At 42.8% G+C, this 17,378-nt stretch carries 18 protein-coding genes; 14 read left to right on the forward strand and 4 right to left on the reverse strand.

Going from position 1 to position 17,378, the window contains the following annotated elements; all coding sequences use genetic code 11:
• Positions 1–307: 307 nt before the first annotated feature.
• The 4 genes from MMU05_RS19130 to MMU05_RS19145 all read left to right on the forward strand — a co-directional run bounded on the left by MMU05_RS19130 (position 308) and on the right by MMU05_RS19145 (position 3,212).
• Positions 308–718 (forward strand): hypothetical protein, encoded by a 411-nt coding sequence (locus tag MMU05_RS19130; protein ID WP_241143271.1) that lies wholly within the window; start codon positions 308–310, stop codon positions 716–718.
• A 21-nt stretch (positions 719–739) separates the two neighbouring features.
• The gene (locus MMU05_RS19135) at positions 740–1,360 is read left to right on the forward strand and encodes a hypothetical protein (RefSeq protein WP_241143272.1); all 621 of its coding nucleotides are present in this window, start codon (positions 740–742) and stop codon (positions 1,358–1,360) included.
• A gap of 347 nt (positions 1,361–1,707) precedes the next feature.
• Complete coding sequence (locus MMU05_RS19140; RefSeq protein ID WP_241143273.1) at positions 1,708–2,613, forward strand: endonuclease/exonuclease/phosphatase family protein; 906 nt, start codon at positions 1,708–1,710, stop codon at positions 2,611–2,613.
• A 131-nt stretch (positions 2,614–2,744) separates the two neighbouring features.
• On the forward strand, positions 2,745–3,212 hold the full coding sequence (locus MMU05_RS19145) for a hypothetical protein (RefSeq protein ID WP_241143274.1): 468 nt from the start codon (positions 2,745–2,747) through the stop codon (positions 3,210–3,212).
• An 89-nt stretch (positions 3,213–3,301) separates the two neighbouring features.
• Here the strand turns inward: MMU05_RS19145 and MMU05_RS19150 are convergent, their stop codons facing one another.
• Positions 3,302–3,550, reverse strand: a complete 249-nt coding sequence (locus MMU05_RS19150) for a helix-hairpin-helix domain-containing protein (protein ID WP_241143275.1) — start codon at positions 3,548–3,550, stop codon at positions 3,302–3,304.
• A gap of 61 nt (positions 3,551–3,611) precedes the next feature.
• Between MMU05_RS19150 and MMU05_RS19155 the strand changes: the two genes are divergently transcribed.
• The gene (locus MMU05_RS19155) at positions 3,612–3,911 is read left to right on the forward strand and encodes a nucleotidyltransferase family protein (RefSeq protein ID WP_241143276.1); all 300 of its coding nucleotides are present in this window, start codon (positions 3,612–3,614) and stop codon (positions 3,909–3,911) included.
• Between the two features lie 32 nt (positions 3,912–3,943).
• Here the strand turns inward: MMU05_RS19155 and uvrC are convergent, their stop codons facing one another.
• The 3 genes from uvrC to porW form a co-directional block, all read right to left on the reverse strand.
• A complete protein-coding gene (gene uvrC / locus MMU05_RS19160) occupies positions 3,944–5,776 on the reverse strand; it encodes an excinuclease ABC subunit UvrC (protein ID WP_241143277.1) in 1,833 nt (610 codons plus the stop codon).
• A gap of 302 nt (positions 5,777–6,078) precedes the next feature.
• Positions 6,079–8,355: a penicillin-binding protein 1A gene (locus MMU05_RS19165; protein ID WP_241143278.1), complete on the reverse strand. Its 2,277-nt coding sequence runs from the start codon at positions 8,353–8,355 to the stop codon at positions 6,079–6,081.
• A gap of 212 nt (positions 8,356–8,567) precedes the next feature.
• Positions 8,568–11,201, reverse strand: a complete 2,634-nt coding sequence (gene porW / locus MMU05_RS19170; RefSeq protein ID WP_241143279.1) for a type IX secretion system periplasmic lipoprotein PorW/SprE — start codon at positions 11,199–11,201, stop codon at positions 8,568–8,570.
• 107 nt (positions 11,202–11,308) lie between these two features.
• On the opposite strand from porW, the gene MMU05_RS19175 reads away from it, so the two are divergent.
• From MMU05_RS19175 to atpA, 9 genes are all read left to right on the forward strand, one after another.
• On the forward strand, positions 11,309–12,181 hold the full coding sequence (locus MMU05_RS19175) for a M23 family metallopeptidase (RefSeq protein WP_241143280.1): 873 nt from the start codon (positions 11,309–11,311) through the stop codon (positions 12,179–12,181).
• Between the two features lie 2 nt (positions 12,182–12,183).
• Complete coding sequence (locus MMU05_RS19180; RefSeq protein WP_241143281.1) at positions 12,184–12,612, forward strand: bactofilin family protein; 429 nt, start codon at positions 12,184–12,186, stop codon at positions 12,610–12,612.
• Entirely contained in the window at positions 12,572–12,832 is a 261-nt protein-coding gene (locus MMU05_RS19185; RefSeq protein WP_113923558.1) for an AtpZ/AtpI family protein, read from the forward strand. The genes MMU05_RS19180 and MMU05_RS19185 overlap by 41 nt, the downstream gene beginning before the upstream one ends.
• Before the next feature lie 23 nt (positions 12,833–12,855).
• Positions 12,856–13,242 carry a hypothetical protein gene (locus tag MMU05_RS19190; RefSeq protein ID WP_241143282.1) on the forward strand — a complete coding sequence of 129 codons (387 nt, stop codon included), beginning with the start codon at positions 12,856–12,858 and terminating at the stop codon, positions 13,240–13,242.
• Positions 13,243–13,260: 18 nt separating this feature from the next.
• Positions 13,261–14,286, forward strand: coding sequence for a F0F1 ATP synthase subunit A (gene atpB, locus MMU05_RS19195; RefSeq protein ID WP_241143283.1), 1,026 nt, complete (start codon positions 13,261–13,263; stop codon positions 14,284–14,286).
• A gap of 38 nt (positions 14,287–14,324) precedes the next feature.
• Positions 14,325–14,579 (forward strand): ATP synthase F0 subunit C, encoded by a 255-nt coding sequence (atpE, locus tag MMU05_RS19200; protein ID WP_009032918.1) that lies wholly within the window; start codon positions 14,325–14,327, stop codon positions 14,577–14,579.
• Between the two features lie 88 nt (positions 14,580–14,667).
• Complete coding sequence (gene atpF, locus MMU05_RS19205) at positions 14,668–15,162, forward strand: F0F1 ATP synthase subunit B (RefSeq protein ID WP_241143284.1); 495 nt, start codon at positions 14,668–14,670, stop codon at positions 15,160–15,162.
• A 1-nt stretch (position 15,163) separates the two neighbouring features.
• Positions 15,164–15,724 (forward strand): ATP synthase F1 subunit delta, encoded by a 561-nt coding sequence (gene atpH, locus MMU05_RS19210; protein ID WP_241143285.1) that lies wholly within the window; start codon positions 15,164–15,166, stop codon positions 15,722–15,724.
• A gap of 29 nt (positions 15,725–15,753) precedes the next feature.
• The gene (gene atpA / locus MMU05_RS19215) at positions 15,754–17,334 is read left to right on the forward strand and encodes a F0F1 ATP synthase subunit alpha (protein WP_241143286.1); all 1,581 of its coding nucleotides are present in this window, start codon (positions 15,754–15,756) and stop codon (positions 17,332–17,334) included.
• The last annotated feature ends 44 nt before the right edge of the window (positions 17,335–17,378 follow it).

Below are 17,378 nucleotides of genomic sequence, written 5' to 3' on the forward strand. Positions count from 1 at the left end.
CTTCCGAAGTATGACGCGGACCTTCGGAAGGTATTGAAACACCTTTTTTTTCTTACTCCGAAATATGTCGTACTGCCCACCCCTTTTTCTGAAGTCTTTTTGAATAATGAAAATCCACATCGGGTATTGTCAAAATGTAAATAGGAGTCAAAGCAAGCCAATGGCTTGGAGATGGTTCCATTTTGATTAATACCTCTACAGGTAGTCAGAAGGGGCTTTTTACGGAAAAAGAAAAAAATAATTCAAAAAACCCAACCCGCAAATGCCCTTATCGTTATTTGGACTAAACCTAAATAAGATCAGAAATATGACTAGAATCCTAATCGCATTTTGCATTTTGTTTGCGCTTACTGCCTGTGAAAATGAGGACAACCTCAGCCCTCAGAATTCGACCGAATCCATCAATGCTTCACTCACCTTGCCTGATGGATTGATTATAACAGAGTTTGTCGAAGAAGGAAGGGACAAAACAGCAATTTTCAGCCCTTTTACTTTTTTGTTCAACTCGGATGGTTCGGTTGTCGCCTCCAAAACCGGAACCTCCATCAACGGCACCTACCTTGTTTTCAGGGATGACGGCCGGGTGGAATTGCGGATGGATTTTCCGGAAAGTTCCGAGTTGTACGAACTCAGTGATGATTGGTATTTTATCTCCCAAAGTGGCAATACCATCAGATTTGAAGACAGCGGCGACAAACTCGTATTTCAACAACAGTAAAAAAACCTAAAATCAAATAATATGAAAACAATCCTCTATTCCACACTAATTGTTCTTTGCCTTACACTTTCCCATAGTAATCTGATGGCCCAAGAAGAAGGCGAAGCCAAAACTCTTTTTGGAAACAATACACGAATAAATACCAAAGATTTGGGCTTTTTTGTAGCACCGTCTTTTGGCTTTACCCAAATGGACGGAGGCAGTGCTTCACTTTTCAACCTGAGAGGCGGTGTAAACCTTAAGGACAATATTGCCTTTGGGGCGTATTTCAATACCTCCGTAAATGATATCCGGCCGCAAAGCGAAACCGTCCCTAATGTGTATATGGATTATTGGTCAGTCGGCGGATTTGCGGAATATACCCTATTGTCCAAAAACCTGCTGCACGTAAGCTTTCCCCTCTATATCGGCTATGGGGAAGTGGAAATGGACAATGAAAACGGAAATGTAGGTCTTGGCGAAGCCAATTTCTTTCAGCTCGAACCTTCCGCATTGTTGGCAGTCAACCTGCACAAATACGTCCGGTTGAATGTCGGGGCCGGTTACCGGTTTGTGGGACAGATGGAGTACCGCAACTTCAATCAGTCAGATATTTCGGGATTGACAGGCTATATCGGATTGAAATTTGGACTGTTCCGCTAAATTATCCCATGCCCATCCAAACACAAAACAGGTCAGGAAGCAATCATCTTTCAGATCTGTTTTGGAAGATTTCCCAAACCGTACTTTCAGAAAGTACGGTTTTTTTATTCAAGAGCTATTTTGTCACTCCATATCAAAATCCCACTAGTCAAGTAACTCAGAATACGGAAGGATTGGATTTATATCTAAAAGAGATTAAGTTTAGATGATTGAAAAATAACAACTAGTATTGTTGCTATACAATCCTTTGGGGAGCATTTATAGAAAATGAAACCAATTCTAATAACAGGAGCAACAGGAAGCATTGCTGACATTCAAAAAAACCAATCAAAAAAATTACTTCAATAATGAATAAATCTGTAAAGATTAGAACAGCAGCCATTATCGTATTATGTACATTTTTTTTCTATTCGTGTAATTCAGAGAAAAATAAGGTAAATCAAAAATCCGATAATCTGAAAATTATCAGTTACAATGTCTGGTATGGATTTACTGAAGTACCGGAAAGAAAAAAGGCATGGATTGCATGGATGAACGGGCAACAACCTGATATTGTATCACTTCAGGAACTTAATGAATATACCCATCAAAAGTTAGCTGAAGATGCCAAAAGTTATGGGCATGCATATTCGGTCTTGTTGAAAGAGGATGGATTTCCAACCGGTATTACTTCCCGATATCCCATAGAAGATATATACAGAATCAAAGAAGGCTTCCATCATGGCTTACTGCGGGTGAAGATACAGGACATATATTATTACGTTATTCATTTGCACCCCAGCAACTGGGAAATCAGAAAAAACGAAATAGATCAAATCCTTAAGGATGTTGAAGGACTTCCTTCAAATGCCGGAGTTATCCTTGCCGGCGATTTCAATAACCTCTCTCCACTTGATTCGGAATTTTATGCACATGGAAGGCTGGAACCTTTTTTCGATGAAATGGACAAAAAGAACAAAGATGTAAACCTAAATCAGGGTAATCTGGATTATTCAGTGATCCAGGAAGTTATGGATTTTGGATTCACTGATCTTGATGCCAAGATGCGTGGCTCTTCTTATGCTTTTACAGGAAGCTTTCCAACATTGATTGAAAAAGAAGGCGAACATGGGGATCAAAGACGACTGGATTATATTTTTGCATCAAAAAATTTGGTTGATAAAGTGACTAAAGCAAATGTCATTAGCACTGACACTACCCAAATCTTATCAGATCATTTGCCGGTAGTGGTTGAATTGCGTTTGGATTATTGAGTTTCCACGATACCAATGATACAGGTATAAGGTTAATCCAGAACTTGATTGAATTAGGGGTTTACCCAAAATTCAATTGAAGGATGTTAACAAGTTGCTGTTGAAATAGGAACACTAAAAGAAAACAAAAAATGGGACTAATAAGTGAATTTCTATTCGGACGAAAAATAAAGATTCAAGATCACAAAATCGGAGAGCTAACAACCAGAATCAAGGGTGATAATCCATCCAAAAATTACACTTGGACAGGCGAACATCAATTAGCAGGACAGGGAAAGCCAACAGTTTTTATATTAGAAGGAAATAATGCCGGACCTTATGGTGATCAACTAAATGGAGTTCACCGCATTATTGACACATTAGATCAAATCATTGCTTGTGTGGACAAAGAATTAAAGGGACAATTGAACATCAAACAAAGATTTAAGGACGATTGGACTAAGGACTTTTATCTAGCAGCTATTACACCATATAACCCAAACGTTAAAGGAGGGGGTAAACAATTTGAGATAAATTTTGAACCAATTAAAGAGAACGACACAGACTACATTGGACTCCTTTGGAATAATGACAACTTAACAGAGATAGAAGCGAAGTAAAAAATATAACCACCAATCGAGTTAAAGTTTTTAAGCTCTCTTTGCTCAAAACCTAAAACTTTTCAATACAGATCCCCAAAGCCAACCACCTACAGATCATTTTCCCCTCCCGGCTCATCCCGATCCCTCTCCGGCCTCACCGCTAAAAAAACCTTTTCTGCTTTGTCTTTGCCGACGACTTCGGCAAGTGCTTCGATATTGGCTTCCTGGATTTTTTTGAAGGAGCGGAAGTGCTTCAATAGCTTGTTGGCAGTGATTTCACCGATGCCTTCGATGTCGGTCAGCTTGGTGTTGAAGGCGTTTCTGCGGCGGTGAAAGGTGAATGCAAAGGGGTCCAACGTTTCCGGTAATTATTTTGCTATCACAAAAAATTGTACATTTTATGCCTAAATTTGCCTCATGGGAATAGTTGACCGAAATATAGAAGACTTAAAAAAACTTTGTTCCATGTACAATGTGGAAAGGCTGTATCTATTTGGTTCAGTACTAAATTCTAGCTTCAATAAAGAAAGTGATATTGATTTTCTTGTAAGATTTAAACCCATTGAATTATCAAAGTATTTTGACAACTATATGGATTTCAAGGAAAGATTGGAGAAATTATTTGGACGTGAAGTTGACTTAGTAGAAGAGCAAACTCTAAAAAACCCAATCTTAATCAACTCCATTAATAAATCTAAAGCGCTTGTTTATGGATGAGAGAATTCTTAAATCTTGAGATACCCCTCCTCCTAAATAAAGCTTGGCCCTTCCTGATCTTTCTGATCCCCATCCGGCCTCACCGCCAAATACACCTTCTCGGCTTTGTCTTTGCCGACCACTTCGGCAAGGGCTTCGATATCGGCTTCCTGGATTTTTTTGAAAGAGCGGAAGTGTTTCAGGAGTTTGTTGGCGGTGTTTTCGCCGATGCCTTCGATATCGGTCAGCTTGGTGTTGAAGGCGTTTTTGCTGCGGACCTGACGGTGGAAGGTAATAGCAAAGCGGTGTGCCTCATCCCGGATCTTTTGGATCAGACGCAGGGATTCGGATTTTTTGTCGATATGCAGCGGGTAGTTGTCTTCGGGAAAGTAGATTTCCTCCAGCCTCTTGGCAATCCCGATGATCGGCACCTGACCATAGATGCCAAGTTCTTTCAGCGCCTCCACAGCGGAAGACAGCTGTCCCTTGCCGCCATCGACGACGATCAGCTTGGGAAGTGGCTTTGCCTCTTCGAGGATGCGCTCATACCTTCTGCCCACGATTTCCTTCATACTCGCAAAGTCGTTTGCACCTGTGACGGTCTTGATATGGAAGTGGCGGTATTCCTTGTTGGCGGGCTTGCCGTTGATAAAGCATACCATACTTGCCACGGGATTGGTTCCTTGGATATTGGAGTTGTCAAAGCACTCGATGTGGATGGGCAGTTCCTTGAGAGAAAGGTCCGATTGTAGCTGCCGGAGTACGCGGTTTTTCTTGTCCTGCACTTCACCGGAGGCAAGCAGCTTTTCCTTTTTGTAGTACTTGGCGTTTTTGAGGGAGAGTTCGACGAGTTTCTTTTTGTCCCCGATTTTTGGGACGGCAAAGTTTAGTCCTTCAAATTCCTCTTCGAGGGGAATATTGGCGATGATTTCCAGTGACTCGGAGTTGAATTGATCCCGCAGACGGATGATGGCCGTCAGAAGAAGTTCTCCGTCCGTTTCATCAAGTTTCTTTTTGAGTTCGACGGTTTTGGTGAGGATGACTGCGCCGTTTTTGATTTTGAGGAAGTTGACATAGGCAGATTTCTCGTCCGACTCTATCCCAAAAACATCGAGGTCGTGGATGGCCGGATTGGCCACCATGGATTTGGCTTGGTATTTTTCGAGGAGTTCGAGTTTGTTTTTGAAATAGTGCGCCCTTTCAAAAGCCAGGCTTTCGGCTGCCTCCTGCATTTTCTTTTTGAAGTGGATTTTGGGTACTCCCAGATTTCCCTTGAGGATATGCTTGGCCTGTTCGATCTCTTTGAGGTAATCGGCTTCGGTCTGAAGCCCTTCACAGGGACCAAGGCAATTGCCGATATGGTACTCGAGGCAGACTTTATACTTTTTTTCTTTGATCTTGGGCGGACTCAGGTCGAGGCGACAGGTACGGATGGTAAAAATGCCACGGATGAGTTCGAGGACATTGTTCATCCCCTTGACACTGGCAAATGGTCCAAAGTATGTTCCCCTTCCGGAGATCATTCTTCTGGTGGGAAACAGCCGGGGAAAAGGCTCATTGGTCAGCAGGAGGTAAGGATAGGTCTTGTCATCCTTGAGCATGATGTTGTACTTGGGCTGGATCTTTTTGATCAGGTTATTTTCCAGCAGCAGGGCATCAAACTCTGTGTCCACGATGGTGATTTCGATCTTTCGGATCTCCTTCACCATCCTTTTGGTTTTGTAATTGATGCCGAGGGTTTTGACAAAATAGCTAGCCACTCTTTTCTTCAGGCTCTTTGCTTTACCCACATAGATGAGTTCATTTTCGGCATTGAAATACTTGTACACTCCCGGCAGATCCGGAAGGGAATGGTAGTCTTCAACGAGGTAGGAGGATGCCTGCATGGGTGCAAATATAAAAAAAACAGCCCTGTGAAAGGCTGAATTTATTTTCTAGAAATGGTTTTTCTCTAAGAGACAATAGTTGACAGACCATAGTCCATAGTGTCATGAACTGATTTTCAACTTATCCATTCTATGGTGAGGTGAGTAAGCATGAAATTGGAAAAAGAAATAAACAGCATGTTTCTTCCCTCTTACAGCCCCTACCAAATCAAACTCGGATTGAAGTTCAATTGCCGCGGCTATGGACTGTCGACTGTGGTCTGTCGACTTTCAAACATGGACTATCGACTATCAACCATGGACTAAAAATCATTCTTCTTCTGATCGTAATCAAAATCCGTGAACCGGCTGTTTTCCAATTCGTATTTGTCACAATCGATCTCGATGCTCAGCGGTCTTTCAGGTCTTGGGAAAGGTCCTTTGGTATAGCCTAAGGTCTGATCGGCGTAGACTTTGGCCATGTACTTGACCCAAATCGGCCTAGCTGTCTGACTGCCCTGACCATTAGTCCAACTTCTGAAGTGGATCGCCCTGTCATCTCCACCAACCCACGCTCCGGACACGAGGTCTTTGCTCATTCCGATGTACCAACCATCAGAGGCATTTTGGGTAGTACCGGTTTTACCTGCCAACTGATTGCCTTCATCCCGCAGTGTCCAGGATACCCCCTGTGAGGTTCCTCTTGATTCTTCAAAACCTCCACGAAGCATGTATACCATCAGGTAGGCGTGTTCTTCGCTCATGGCAGGTTTTTTCTTCGGGGTAAATTGCTGTAATAAGTTTCCGTTTTTGTCCTCGATCCTGTCTATGTAGAAAGGAACGATATGCTCTCCTTTGTTGACAAAAGTGCCCATGGCACCGACCATCTCATACACCGATACATCGGAAGTTCCCAGGGAAAGTGCGGGGACTTCTTCCAAATCAGAAGTGATCCCCAATCGGTGGGCAGTTTCGACCACAACCTTTGGACCGAGTTTTTTCATCATAAAGGCAGTAATGGAGTTGATGGACTGTGCCATCGCAAGACGGATCGTCATCTTTTCATAAGAGAACTTCCCGTCCGCATTGCTTGGACTCCAGGTTGGCTGTCCCGGTGTATTGATTTCTACAGGTTGATCGATGACTGTATAGCAAGGGCTGTAGCCATTTTCGATGGCAGCGGCATAGACGAAGGCCTTGAAAGTCGAGCCCGGCTGTCTTTTGCTTTGCTTCACATGGTCAAACTTGAAGTATTTGTGGTTGATACCACCGACCCAAGCCTTGATATGGCCGGTATGCGGATCCATAGAGACGAAGCCGGTCTGCAGGTGTTTTTTGTAATGGCTCATCGAATCCATGGTACTCATCAGGGTATCGATTTCTCCTTTTTCCCATGAGAATATCCTCATTTTCTTTTTCTCATTCAACTTGATGTCAATGGAATCAGCACCGGCACCGTACCTTTTTTCCAAATTTCGGTAAGCATCAGTCCGCTTGACGGCAGTCTCGAGGAAATCAGGAATAACCTTTCCGTTGCTGTCGATCCATGGGGCACGGGTACCCATTTCTTTTTCAAATTTCTTCTGCAACTCCCGCATGTGCTCTTCAACAGATTCTTCGGCATACTGCTGCATGCGGCTGTCAATGGTGGTATAGATCCTCAGCCCATCTCCAAACAGGTCATAGGGAGTACCATCAGATTTGAGGTTTTCCTTGGTCCATTTGATCAGGTCAGCTTTGATCACTTCTCGGAAGTAGGTTGCCAATCCTTGGTTTTGATTGCCAACCCGGTAATCCAACTCAATCGGAATATTGGATATGGAGTCAAATTCAGCCTCGGTGAGGTAATCATATTTTTCCATTTGTCCCAAAACGGTATTTCTTCTTCTCAAAGAATTATCCGGATTGAATACAGGACTGTAATAAGAAGGAGCTTTAAACAAACCAACCAATGTGGCAGATTCCTGAATATTGAGATCAATGGGTTCTTTGTTGAAAAATGTTTTTGCGGCAGTTTTGATGCCGTAGGCATTGCTGCCAAATTCAGAAGTGTTGAGGTACAAAGTCAAAATTTCTTCTTTGGTGTAGGATTTCTCCAGCTTGGCAGCAACGATCCATTCCTTGGTTTTGATAATAAGCATCCTCAAACCGGGGATTCTGCTCAATATCCCCTGTGATTCAAGGTTTCTGGTTTTGAAGAGGTTTTTGGCTGTCTGCTGACTGAGTGTACTGCCACCACCTGTGCCCTGTTGGAGGATGATGGACTTGAACAGCACCCGCCCCATACTGAAGAAATCAATGCCGGAATGGTCGTTGAACCGGATGTCTTCCGTAGCAATAAGCGCATTGACAAGGTTTACAGAAAGATCGCTGTAGGCCACGGGGCTTCTGTTTTCTCTGAAATAGTTTCCGAGCAAAACCCCGTCTGAGGAATACAATTCCGAGGCGAGCTCACTTTGGGGATTTTCGAGTTCTTTGAAATCAGGCAATTCACCGAAAAGTCCGAGGAAATTTCCGCTTACTGCCCAGACAAACAAAACGAAACCCAAGAGTCCCGCTGCAAAAACCATCCAGATATATTTAATTATTTTTTGGGTCATCTATGTTCAGGTATTTGGTACTGTGATTGTTTATTGTGGATATATGCTTCTTTGCCAGTAATCCTTTATACTCTTTAAACGGGACGGAAGACGGAAGACGGAAGTCGGAAGACCCCCGCCTGCCGTCGGACAGGGATGTACCGGGCAATTACGTCCGCACGCAAGAATTAAAATTGAATTCCAACAACTGGCATCATTGCAAACATACATAGTTAATAATATGAATTCTTGTAGAAATTTCTGTATTCGTCCAGATTTTTCCTTTTGTTCAGTTCTTGGAAGTTTTCGATCGAAATCAGAAAACAGTTGCCCTTGTCTTCGTCAGTCAATGATTCATTCTTAAATCCTTCCATGAATATTTTGCGGTACTCGATTCCTTTTTGGGCGGAGATAAATGGACTGACAATGAAAATCGTATTTTCTCTGCTTAAGTTCATGTTTCCGGTCCGCAGTCTTGATCCTTTGAAGTTTTCATTGTGAAAACCTTCCAGATCTGCGAGGAGGTTTTTGGATTCGCCTGACTTATCTGCGCCGAGCACGATCACAAATATATGGGTTTGGTTAGGATTATTTTTGTAGGGAGATTCTGCTTCTGCTTCCTCTTCTTCAGCGACACCCTCTTCCGCGACGGTTTCTTCCTGCACTTCAGCCTCATTTTGTTCGGTAATTTCGGCTTCCGCCACTTCTTCATCTACCTTAAATGCACCTAGCATATTTCTTGCCATTTCTACAAGCCCTTCATCCTCGGTGGTCTGTATATAGTTTTCAAGCCTTTCCTGATACCTTGAGATGTCTTCAGTCTTACCTGTGACCATGATGTCCAATAGGAGGAGTCGGTTGGTATTGGCAGTCAGCGGATGTGCTTCGAGCGTGGACCTTATCAGGGTCTTTGCCTCACCAAACTGATTGTTATGGTACAATTCGTAGGCCGTTTTGTAACTTCGGGACGTTTCGAGGAAAGCGACATTGCCTGAAGCTTGGTCGGGATTATTGACCGACATGGTAAACGGTGAATCCGGAAATTCCCTGTTGAGCCGCTGCGCAAAAATGTCGGTATTGCCTCCGGTTTCTTTGTTGGCAAGGTAAAGGATATAATATGCCTCGGGTTTTTTGATCGTGTTGGGGTACTTGGTAATCAGGCTTTCGAGGTTTTCGATGCTGATTGGGGGATTTTTGAGGTCAAAAAACAAAATTTTTCCCAGCTCAAAGTAAGACCGCTCCAATTCCAATTTCATTTCATTGATCTGTTCGGGATTACTTGGGATTTTTGAAAGCAGCTCTTCAGTGGTCGGGAGTCCTGACAATATCGGATTCTCTTCCGTGGCAGTCGTATCTGACGAGGTGGTAGTCACCTCCGCGGGACGGGTTGATGAAGTCTGGAAGTTTTGGCTTGTTCTCCTCCAATTGTCCTGCAGGGGCCTGTTGCCCCAATTTCTGTTAAAGTCTATGGAACCCTGCTGAATGGCTACGGAATTATCAAAATAGAAAGATTCCCCTCCGCCGCCTCTTCCTCCGAAGGCCAAGAGGTTGTCGAATATGCCGGATGGTTTTTTGTCATCCTTGGCAGCCGCCTCACTCAGCAACCGCTCTTCTTCCTGTTTGATGAAATTCTCTGCGATCAATGTTTGGGCTTCAATACTCAGTTCAGCAAGTAGGAGAAGGCTGTCATTTTTGGTGACGATGTCGTAGTGGAGGACGTAGTTGTCCAGGACTTTTTTTCTGACAGTAATATCCTGATAAAAAGGATCTGTCGGTCGGAAATTGGCCAAAGCACTGTCTAGGTAAAACTTTGCTGCCCTGAAATCATTTTTCTTGTCAAAATTGATCATAGCCAGTTTTTCGTAGATATAGCCTTTTTGGATCGGGTTTTGGCTTTCTTCCTTGGCTGCCCGGATCAATAGCTTTTCGGCTGCCTCAATTTCTCCCTGCTTCAGTTCGAAGTTTGCTTTTTCGAAGAGGATGACATCTTTCAAGTCTTTGTTTTTACTGTCTTTGTAAAGTCCATCAAAGTAATTTCTGACTTTGTCGATGTCCTTTGTCTGATTGAGTTCTGCGACCTGCTGTGCATACAGCTGCGCAAAGAATGCCCTTTCATAAGGAGGGTTGCCTCTCACGGATTTAAGGTAATAATCGTATGCCAAGGCGTCGATTCCTTCCCTTTGGTAAAGCTGTCCAAGGATAAAGTTGATGCGTGATTTCTCTTTTTTGTCTTTGGTATGGCTGAGAGACTTGTCGAGGGCACCGATTTTGCCATTCAGTTCACCCCTTTTATGGTAGTAGTAGGCAAGGGTTTTGTATAGCAAAAATTTGTTTTCTGAGCTGATTCCGGATTCTTTGGAAAGGAAGTCAATCACATAGGCCGCATCGTCGAAGTTTTCCAAGTCCGTAAAAAGCCGCATCAGTTGGATCAGACTTCGGTGGCGGATGTCCTTTTTCTTGCCGTTGACATTGAGGTATTTAAATGTATTGCTCGCATCGTCAAAGTTGGCTTCATAATAATCCGCCATCCCGATCAGAAAATAACTTGGACCCACCCATTTCGAAATCCTGTGCCAATCCACAGCTTTGGAAGCAAATGACCGCACCTCCTCCAACAGTTCTTCATTGGAATCAATAAAGGCGCTGTCGATGAGATAGAAAACAGGAAGTACCTGACTGAAATCTTCCCGATGGTTAGCGGCGATGCCGGTCTCTAATTCCCGGATTTTTGCATCGGCATAGTAATAAGCGTTGTATTTTGCTGTTGTATTGTGAAAAAGCCTATTGGTAAAGGTATTCTTCTCCGAAGAGCACGACAGCAGCACCAAAGAGCAAAGAAACAAAAGAAGGAAAATGATTCTATTCATGGGTAGGCCAAAGGCTTAGAACGCCCAAATTACTTGAAATGATGTAAATTAATTAACGCTTACGAATAATATTATATTTTTACGGTCACAACCCAAATGAAGAAATATTGAGTATCAGGATAAAAATAAGGAACTGGCTCACAGAAAAGTACCTCATTGTGATCAGAAAGAAGCACGATTTTTCTGTTGTGGGATCTTTCAATGTGTCATTTTCGAGGGCCATCATTCTGGGTATTCTTTCTCTTTCGGTAATATTTTTTGTTTCTCTGGTGTTGACGAGGACCATTTTGAGGCAATGGTTTGATCCCGTGTACATGGAAACCGAAAACACCGCCAAGATTCTCATGCTGTCTGATATTGTCGATTCCTTATCGGTAGCCGTCAGCCAGAAAGATGCTTACCTGGCCAATATCCAAGGAATCATCAGTGGCAATGAAGGCGTTGATTCCAATGCAATGGCAGAAATGGCACCCGGCATTCCTACACGGGATTCTTTTGGCAATACTGTTTTCGAACCAAGTGAGGCGACCTTGAGCATCCTCGATGAATTTAACAGTTCGCCCTTAGAGGTATCCGATCCCGTTGGGATTTCCACCGGTTCATTTGCCGAGACCTTCTTTTTTACGCCGATCAAAGGCGTATTGACTGCCGTTTTTGCTCCTAAGGAAGACCACTTTGGGGTGGATATTGTTGCAAAGGAAAATGAACCGGTCAAAGCTATTGCGGATGGCACAGTCATTTTGGCTTCGTGGACTTTGGATACTGGATACATTATCAGCATCCAACATTCCAATGAATTGATTTCAATTTATAAACATAATTCGGTAATATTGAAGAAAGTAGGAGACCTCGTCCGTGCCGGCGAGATCATTTCCATCATAGGCAACACCGGAGAACTCACCACCGGTCAGCACCTTCACTTCGAATTATGGTACAAAGGCACACCACTTAATCCTCAGGAATTCATCACTTTTGATTAGCTATGTTCAATAACAAGACAGAAGAAAAAAAATCGGTAGCCGACATGGTCAGTTCTACCAATGTTATTTCCAGAGAAACAAAAATCACGGGAGATATCTCTGCGGCTGGAAATATCCGGATTGAAGGTCAACTCGAGGGGTTGGTGGAATCAAAGACCAAAATAGTGGTTGGCGATTCTGCTTTGATCAAAGGAAACATCACTGCGCCTGAAGCAGAAATCTCCGGAAAAATAGACGGAGAAGTGTTTGTCTCAGGTACCCTTTACCTTACAAAGACAGCAATAATCAACGGCAATATCACCACACAAAAACTGATCGTGGAAAATGGTGCGGTTTTCAATGGCAAATGTCAGATGATGTCCAAAGGAATGGTCGTATCCAAAAACTCAGATGCCGAAGACAAACCCCAAAAACAGTTACAGTCCGTCTGATCCGCCTACCTATCTCAAATATATAGGCCTTTCATTTCAACTTTTTGTCATCATCGGGGCAGGGACGTGGTTTGGATGGTACTTGCAGCAAAAAAGCAGCATGAAATTTCCTGTCTGGATTTTACTTTTTTGCCTGCTGTCGGTTGTGATTTCTTTTTACCACCTGTATGTCAATCTCAAAAACGATGACAAATCCGCGGGAAACCGTAAAAATAATTAGCTTTGCGCGCTCATTCGGATCCCATGAAGGCCATTAAAATTCTAACCATCAAACTGTTTCTGTTTTCACTGCTGATCGGAGGGATATTTTACCTCCTACAGGAATATATCAAACCCGAATGGGTTCATGAAAGTTTGTGGACGATCCTTTCGTTTTTCGTTTTATTGACCTGGCTTACCGGAATGTTTACCCATTATCTGCTAGAGATCAGCAAAGAAAATTCTGTGAATATCTTATTGGGGGCAATAGGTATTCGGTTTTTAGCGAGTACAGGTTTCGTTGCCATCATGTTGTTCCTGAGAGTTGAGAATTTAATTCTGTTTGTGGTCAATTTCTTTATCATTTATTTCTTTTACTTATTGTTTGATATCTACACGCTTCTAGCTAATTTGCGCCCAAATCCGAAGTAGGTACTAAACAATCATTTGATGGCCCGTAAATTTCTTTGCCTAAGTATTTTGTTATCAATATTTTGGCTAGGTTTTTCGAATCCTGTTCAGGCAGCCGGTGACGGTGAGAGCAAGACAGGGTTTATCCTTCCGCACGTTATGGACAATTATGAGTGGCATTTTGCTACTATCGGCCATACACATGTTACCCTCCATTTACCGGTCATTATTTATTCTCCCGATCAGGGATTGGAGTTCTTTTTGTCCTCTAATTTTCAGAACCACGAGACACATAAATTCGGAAAAGATTATGGTGTTGGTGGCTATTATATTGATGAGAATTACAAACTTTTTGCAGCCGATCCTTCAAGAACATTCATTGATTTTTCGATCACTAAGAATGTATCGATGATGTTCATTATCATTGCGGTATTGCTTTTCTTGATGCTCAATTCTGCAAAATTCTACAGGAAAAATCCCGGGTCTGCACCCAAAGGTATTGCCTCTTTCATCGAACCTATTGTGATTTTTGTTAGGGACGAAATCGCCCTTCCGAATATTGGTCACAAAAAATACCGAAAATTTACTCCTTACCTGTTGACCCTGTTTTTCTTTATTTGGGTGGGAAATATCCTTGGCCTCTTTCCTGAAGCAGCCAATTTCACAGGAAATATCGCTTTGACATTTACCCTTGCCATATTCACCTTTGTTATTACCAATGTCAATGGAAATAAAGATTACTGGAAGCACGTATTTGCTACTCCGGGAGTACCTGTTCCATTGTTGTTGATCATTGTCCCGGTCGAAATCATCGGATTGTTTACCAAGCCATTTGCCTTAATGGTCCGTTTGTTTGTGGCGATTACCGCGGGTCACATTGTGATCTTGAGTTTCATTGCCTTGATATTTGTATTTGAGTCCATGGCAGTCGGTGTGGCGAGTACCATTATGGTTGTTTTTATCAACTTTATTGAAATCTTGGTTGCCACCATTCAGGCTTATGTCTTCACCCTGTTCTCAGCCATGTACATTGGCTTGGCAGTGGCAGAGCATGATCATCATTAATCAGTAATTACTTTGTTCAATTTATAAATCAAACACGTATGTTAACTTCAATCTTATTAACTGCCGGATTTGCACTGATGGGTGCTGGTATCGGTGCTGGAATTGTTGCGATTGGCGCAGGTCTAGGTATCGGTAGAATCGGTGGCCAAGCTATGGAGGGCATTGCCCGTCAGCCTGAAGCAGCTGGAAAAATCCAGACTGCCATGTTGATCATCGCTGCTCTTATTGAGGTGGTTTCCCTGTTTGCAGTGGTAGTTTGTCTACTTATTGCTTTGGGTGATTACACTTTCTAACAAAAAAAGAATTGGGATTGGCGCTAGGCCAATCCCAACCTTTTTGACTTATTGAACAAGCTCTGTTATTCATTTAAAATAAAGCAATATGGGACTTATTACACCCGGACTGGGATTGATATTCTGGTCAGCACTTGGATTTTTGATCGTATTATTTCTCCTCACAAAATATGCATGGAAGCCCATACTTGCTGCATTGGATGAGAGGGAAAAAAGCATAGACGACGCCCTCAAGTCTGCTGAAATAGCCAGAAATGAAATGTCTAATCTCAAGGCTGAAAATGAGAGAATCATTCATGAAGCCAAAATAGAAAGAGATTCCATGCTTCTCAAGGCATCCGAAGCAGCCAAGCAAATGATCGATGAGGCAAAAGAAAAAGCCCATCAGGAAGGTGCAAAGATGATTGAAAACGCAAAGGCCACCATCGAAACAGAAAAATTGGCAGCTATAGAAGATATCAAGGTACAAGTTGGAATACTTTCACTTGCTGTTGCTGAAAAACTGCTGAAGCGAAACTTCTCTGAAGATGCTGCCCAACAAAAGCTTGTTGAAGAATTGGTTAAAGACATTAAGTTAAACTAATATGTCAAATATTAAAGTAGCCTCCCGATACGCCAAAGCCCTTCTTGAACTAGCAATAGAGAAGAATGCGCTAGAGGCTGTAATCGGAGACATGAAGGGATTACTTTCCATAGCAGAACAGAATAGAGAAGTTGGACTGGCACTGAACAGTCCTATTGTCACCTATGACAAAAAGTTCAATATTCTAAAGGGTCTGTTGGGAAAAACTGCCCACCATATCACGATGAGTTTCTTTGACCTGGTTACCAGAAAGAACAGGTCAAATGTATTGATTACCACTGCACAGGAATTTCTGAAGCAGTACAATGAGTACAAGGGTATCCAAGTTGCGGAGGTGACAGTTACCCTTCCATTGACCGAGGCCCTTAAAAAAGAAATCATCGAAATCGTAAAAGAGATTTCCGGACTTGAGAAGGTGGAATTGGTCGAAAAAATAGACAAAAGCCTTATCGGTGGATTTGTTCTCAAAGTAAATGACAAGCTTTGGGATGATTCACTGAGTGGCAAGCTAAGAAAAGCCAGAATGAATTTTGCCCAAAGGCATTTCGTGAAACTATACTAAATCAAAGAAAACATTTTAATAAAAATATAATGGCACAAATAAGACCTGATGAAGTTACGGCAATTTTGAGAGAACAACTCTCAAACGCCAAGACTGATACTGAACTTGAAGAAGTAGGAACCGTCCTCCAAGTAGGTGATGGGGTAGCCCGAATTTATGGACTAACCAAAGCTCAGGCCGGTGAATTATTGGAATTTGACAACGGTCTTAAGGCAATGGTCCTCAACCTTGAGGAAGACAATGTCGGTGCTGTACTTTTCGGTGATTCCAAACTTGTCAAAGAAGGCGACAATGTAAAGAGAACCAAAAAAATCGCCTCTATCAAAGTGGGTGATGGCATGTTGGGCCGTGTGGTAGATACTTTGGGTAATCCTATCGATGGCAAAGGTCCATTGGCAGGAGAACTTTATGAAATGCCTTTGGAGCGTAAAGCACCGGGTGTAATCTACCGTCAGCCAGTAAACGAGCCACTTCAAACAGGTATCAAGGCTATTGATTCCATGATTCCGATCGGAAGAGGTCAGCGTGAACTGATTATCGGTGACCGTCAGACAGGTAAGACTGCCGTGGCTATCGATACGATCCTTAACCAAAGAGAATATTACGAAAAAGGTGAACCTGTATATTGTATCTATGTTGCGATCGGACAGAAAGCCTCTACAGTAGCGGGTATTGTTTCGGCTTTGGAAAAAGGCGGTGCACTTCCATACTCTGTGGTGGTATCAGCAGCAGCCTCTGACCCGGCTCCGATGCAGTTCTTTGCTCCATTTACAGGTGCTTGTATCGGTGAGTTTATCCGTGATACCGGACGTCCTGCTCTGATTATTTATGATGATTTGTCCAAGCAAGCGGTAGCTTACAGAGAAGTTTCTTTGCTTCTTAGAAGACCTCCGGGACGTGAGGCATATCCGGGTGACGTATTCTACCTTCACTCCAGACTTCTCGAAAGAGCTGCAAAAATCAATAACTCTGACAAAATTGCAAGTCAGATGAATGACTTGCCTGAATCTATCAAGCATTTGGTGAAAGGTGGCGGTTCTTTGACAGCACTTCCGATCATCGAAACCCAGGCAGGTGACGTGTCTGCTTATATCCCTACCAACGTGATCTCCATCACTGACGGTCAGATCTTCTTGGAGTCCAACCTTTTCAACTCCGGTATCCGTCCTGCGATCAACGTAGGTATCTCGGTATCCCGTGTGGGTGGTAATGCTCAGATCAAAGCCATGAAGAAAGTAGCGGGTACATTGAAGCTTGACCAAGCTCAGTTCCGTGAATTGGAAGCTTTCTCCAAGTTTGGTTCGGACCTTGATGCAAGTACCAAGAGAACCATCGAGAGGGGTAGAAGAAACCAGGAAATCCTCAAGCAGCCTCAGTATGCTCCGGTACCTGTAGAGCTTCAGGTGGCGATCATCTATGTTTCCACCAAAGGTTTCATGGATAGCATTGCGCCTGAAAAAGCAAGACAATTTGAGAAAGAATTCTACAACTTGTTGAAGAGCAGCCATCCTGAAGCATTGGAACTCATCCTTAAAAATGACATCGATGCAGCAGGAAAAATCCTTGAGCGTGCTGCTAAAGATTTGTCTGCAAAATTTGCAAAACTATAATTGATTAAACAAAAAGTCAGGAGAAAGCTCATGCCTTCTCCTGA

Source organism: Cognataquiflexum rubidum, from assembly GCF_022538115.1.
Taxonomy (GTDB): Bacteria; Bacteroidota; Bacteroidia; order Cytophagales; family Cyclobacteriaceae; genus Cognataquiflexum; species Cognataquiflexum rubidum.

Excerpts from the sequence above, each read along its gene's own strand:
- MMU05_RS19130 (WP_241143271.1), top strand. The coding sequence starts at position 308 with ATGACTAGAATCCTAATCGCATTTTGCATTTTGTTTGCGCTTACTGCC.
- MMU05_RS19135 (WP_241143272.1), top strand. The coding sequence starts at position 740 with ATGAAAACAATCCTCTATTCCACACTAATTGTTCTTTGCCTTACACTT.
- MMU05_RS19140 (WP_241143273.1), top strand. The coding sequence starts at position 1,708 with ATGAATAAATCTGTAAAGATTAGAACAGCAGCCATTATCGTATTATGT.
- MMU05_RS19145 (WP_241143274.1), top strand. The coding sequence starts at position 2,745 with ATGGGACTAATAAGTGAATTTCTATTCGGACGAAAAATAAAGATTCAA.
- MMU05_RS19155 (WP_241143276.1), top strand. The coding sequence starts at position 3,612 with ATGGGAATAGTTGACCGAAATATAGAAGACTTAAAAAAACTTTGTTCC.
- uvrC (WP_241143277.1), bottom strand. The coding sequence starts at position 5,776 with ATGCAGGCATCCTCCTACCTCGTTGAAGACTACCATTCCCTTCCGGAT.
- MMU05_RS19165 (WP_241143278.1), bottom strand. The coding sequence starts at position 8,355 with ATGACCCAAAAAATAATTAAATATATCTGGATGGTTTTTGCAGCGGGA.
- porW (WP_241143279.1), bottom strand. The coding sequence starts at position 11,201 with ATGAATAGAATCATTTTCCTTCTTTTGTTTCTTTGCTCTTTGGTGCTG.
- MMU05_RS19180 (WP_241143281.1), top strand. The coding sequence starts at position 12,184 with ATGTTCAATAACAAGACAGAAGAAAAAAAATCGGTAGCCGACATGGTC.
- MMU05_RS19185 (WP_113923558.1), top strand. The coding sequence starts at position 12,572 with ATGCCGAAGACAAACCCCAAAAACAGTTACAGTCCGTCTGATCCGCCT.
- MMU05_RS19190 (WP_241143282.1), top strand. The coding sequence starts at position 12,856 with ATGAAGGCCATTAAAATTCTAACCATCAAACTGTTTCTGTTTTCACTG.
- atpB (WP_241143283.1), top strand. The coding sequence starts at position 13,261 with ATGGCCCGTAAATTTCTTTGCCTAAGTATTTTGTTATCAATATTTTGG.
- atpE (WP_009032918.1), top strand. The coding sequence starts at position 14,325 with ATGTTAACTTCAATCTTATTAACTGCCGGATTTGCACTGATGGGTGCT.
- atpF (WP_241143284.1), top strand. The coding sequence starts at position 14,668 with ATGGGACTTATTACACCCGGACTGGGATTGATATTCTGGTCAGCACTT.
- atpH (WP_241143285.1), top strand. The coding sequence starts at position 15,164 with ATGTCAAATATTAAAGTAGCCTCCCGATACGCCAAAGCCCTTCTTGAA.
- atpA (WP_241143286.1), top strand. The coding sequence starts at position 15,754 with ATGGCACAAATAAGACCTGATGAAGTTACGGCAATTTTGAGAGAACAA.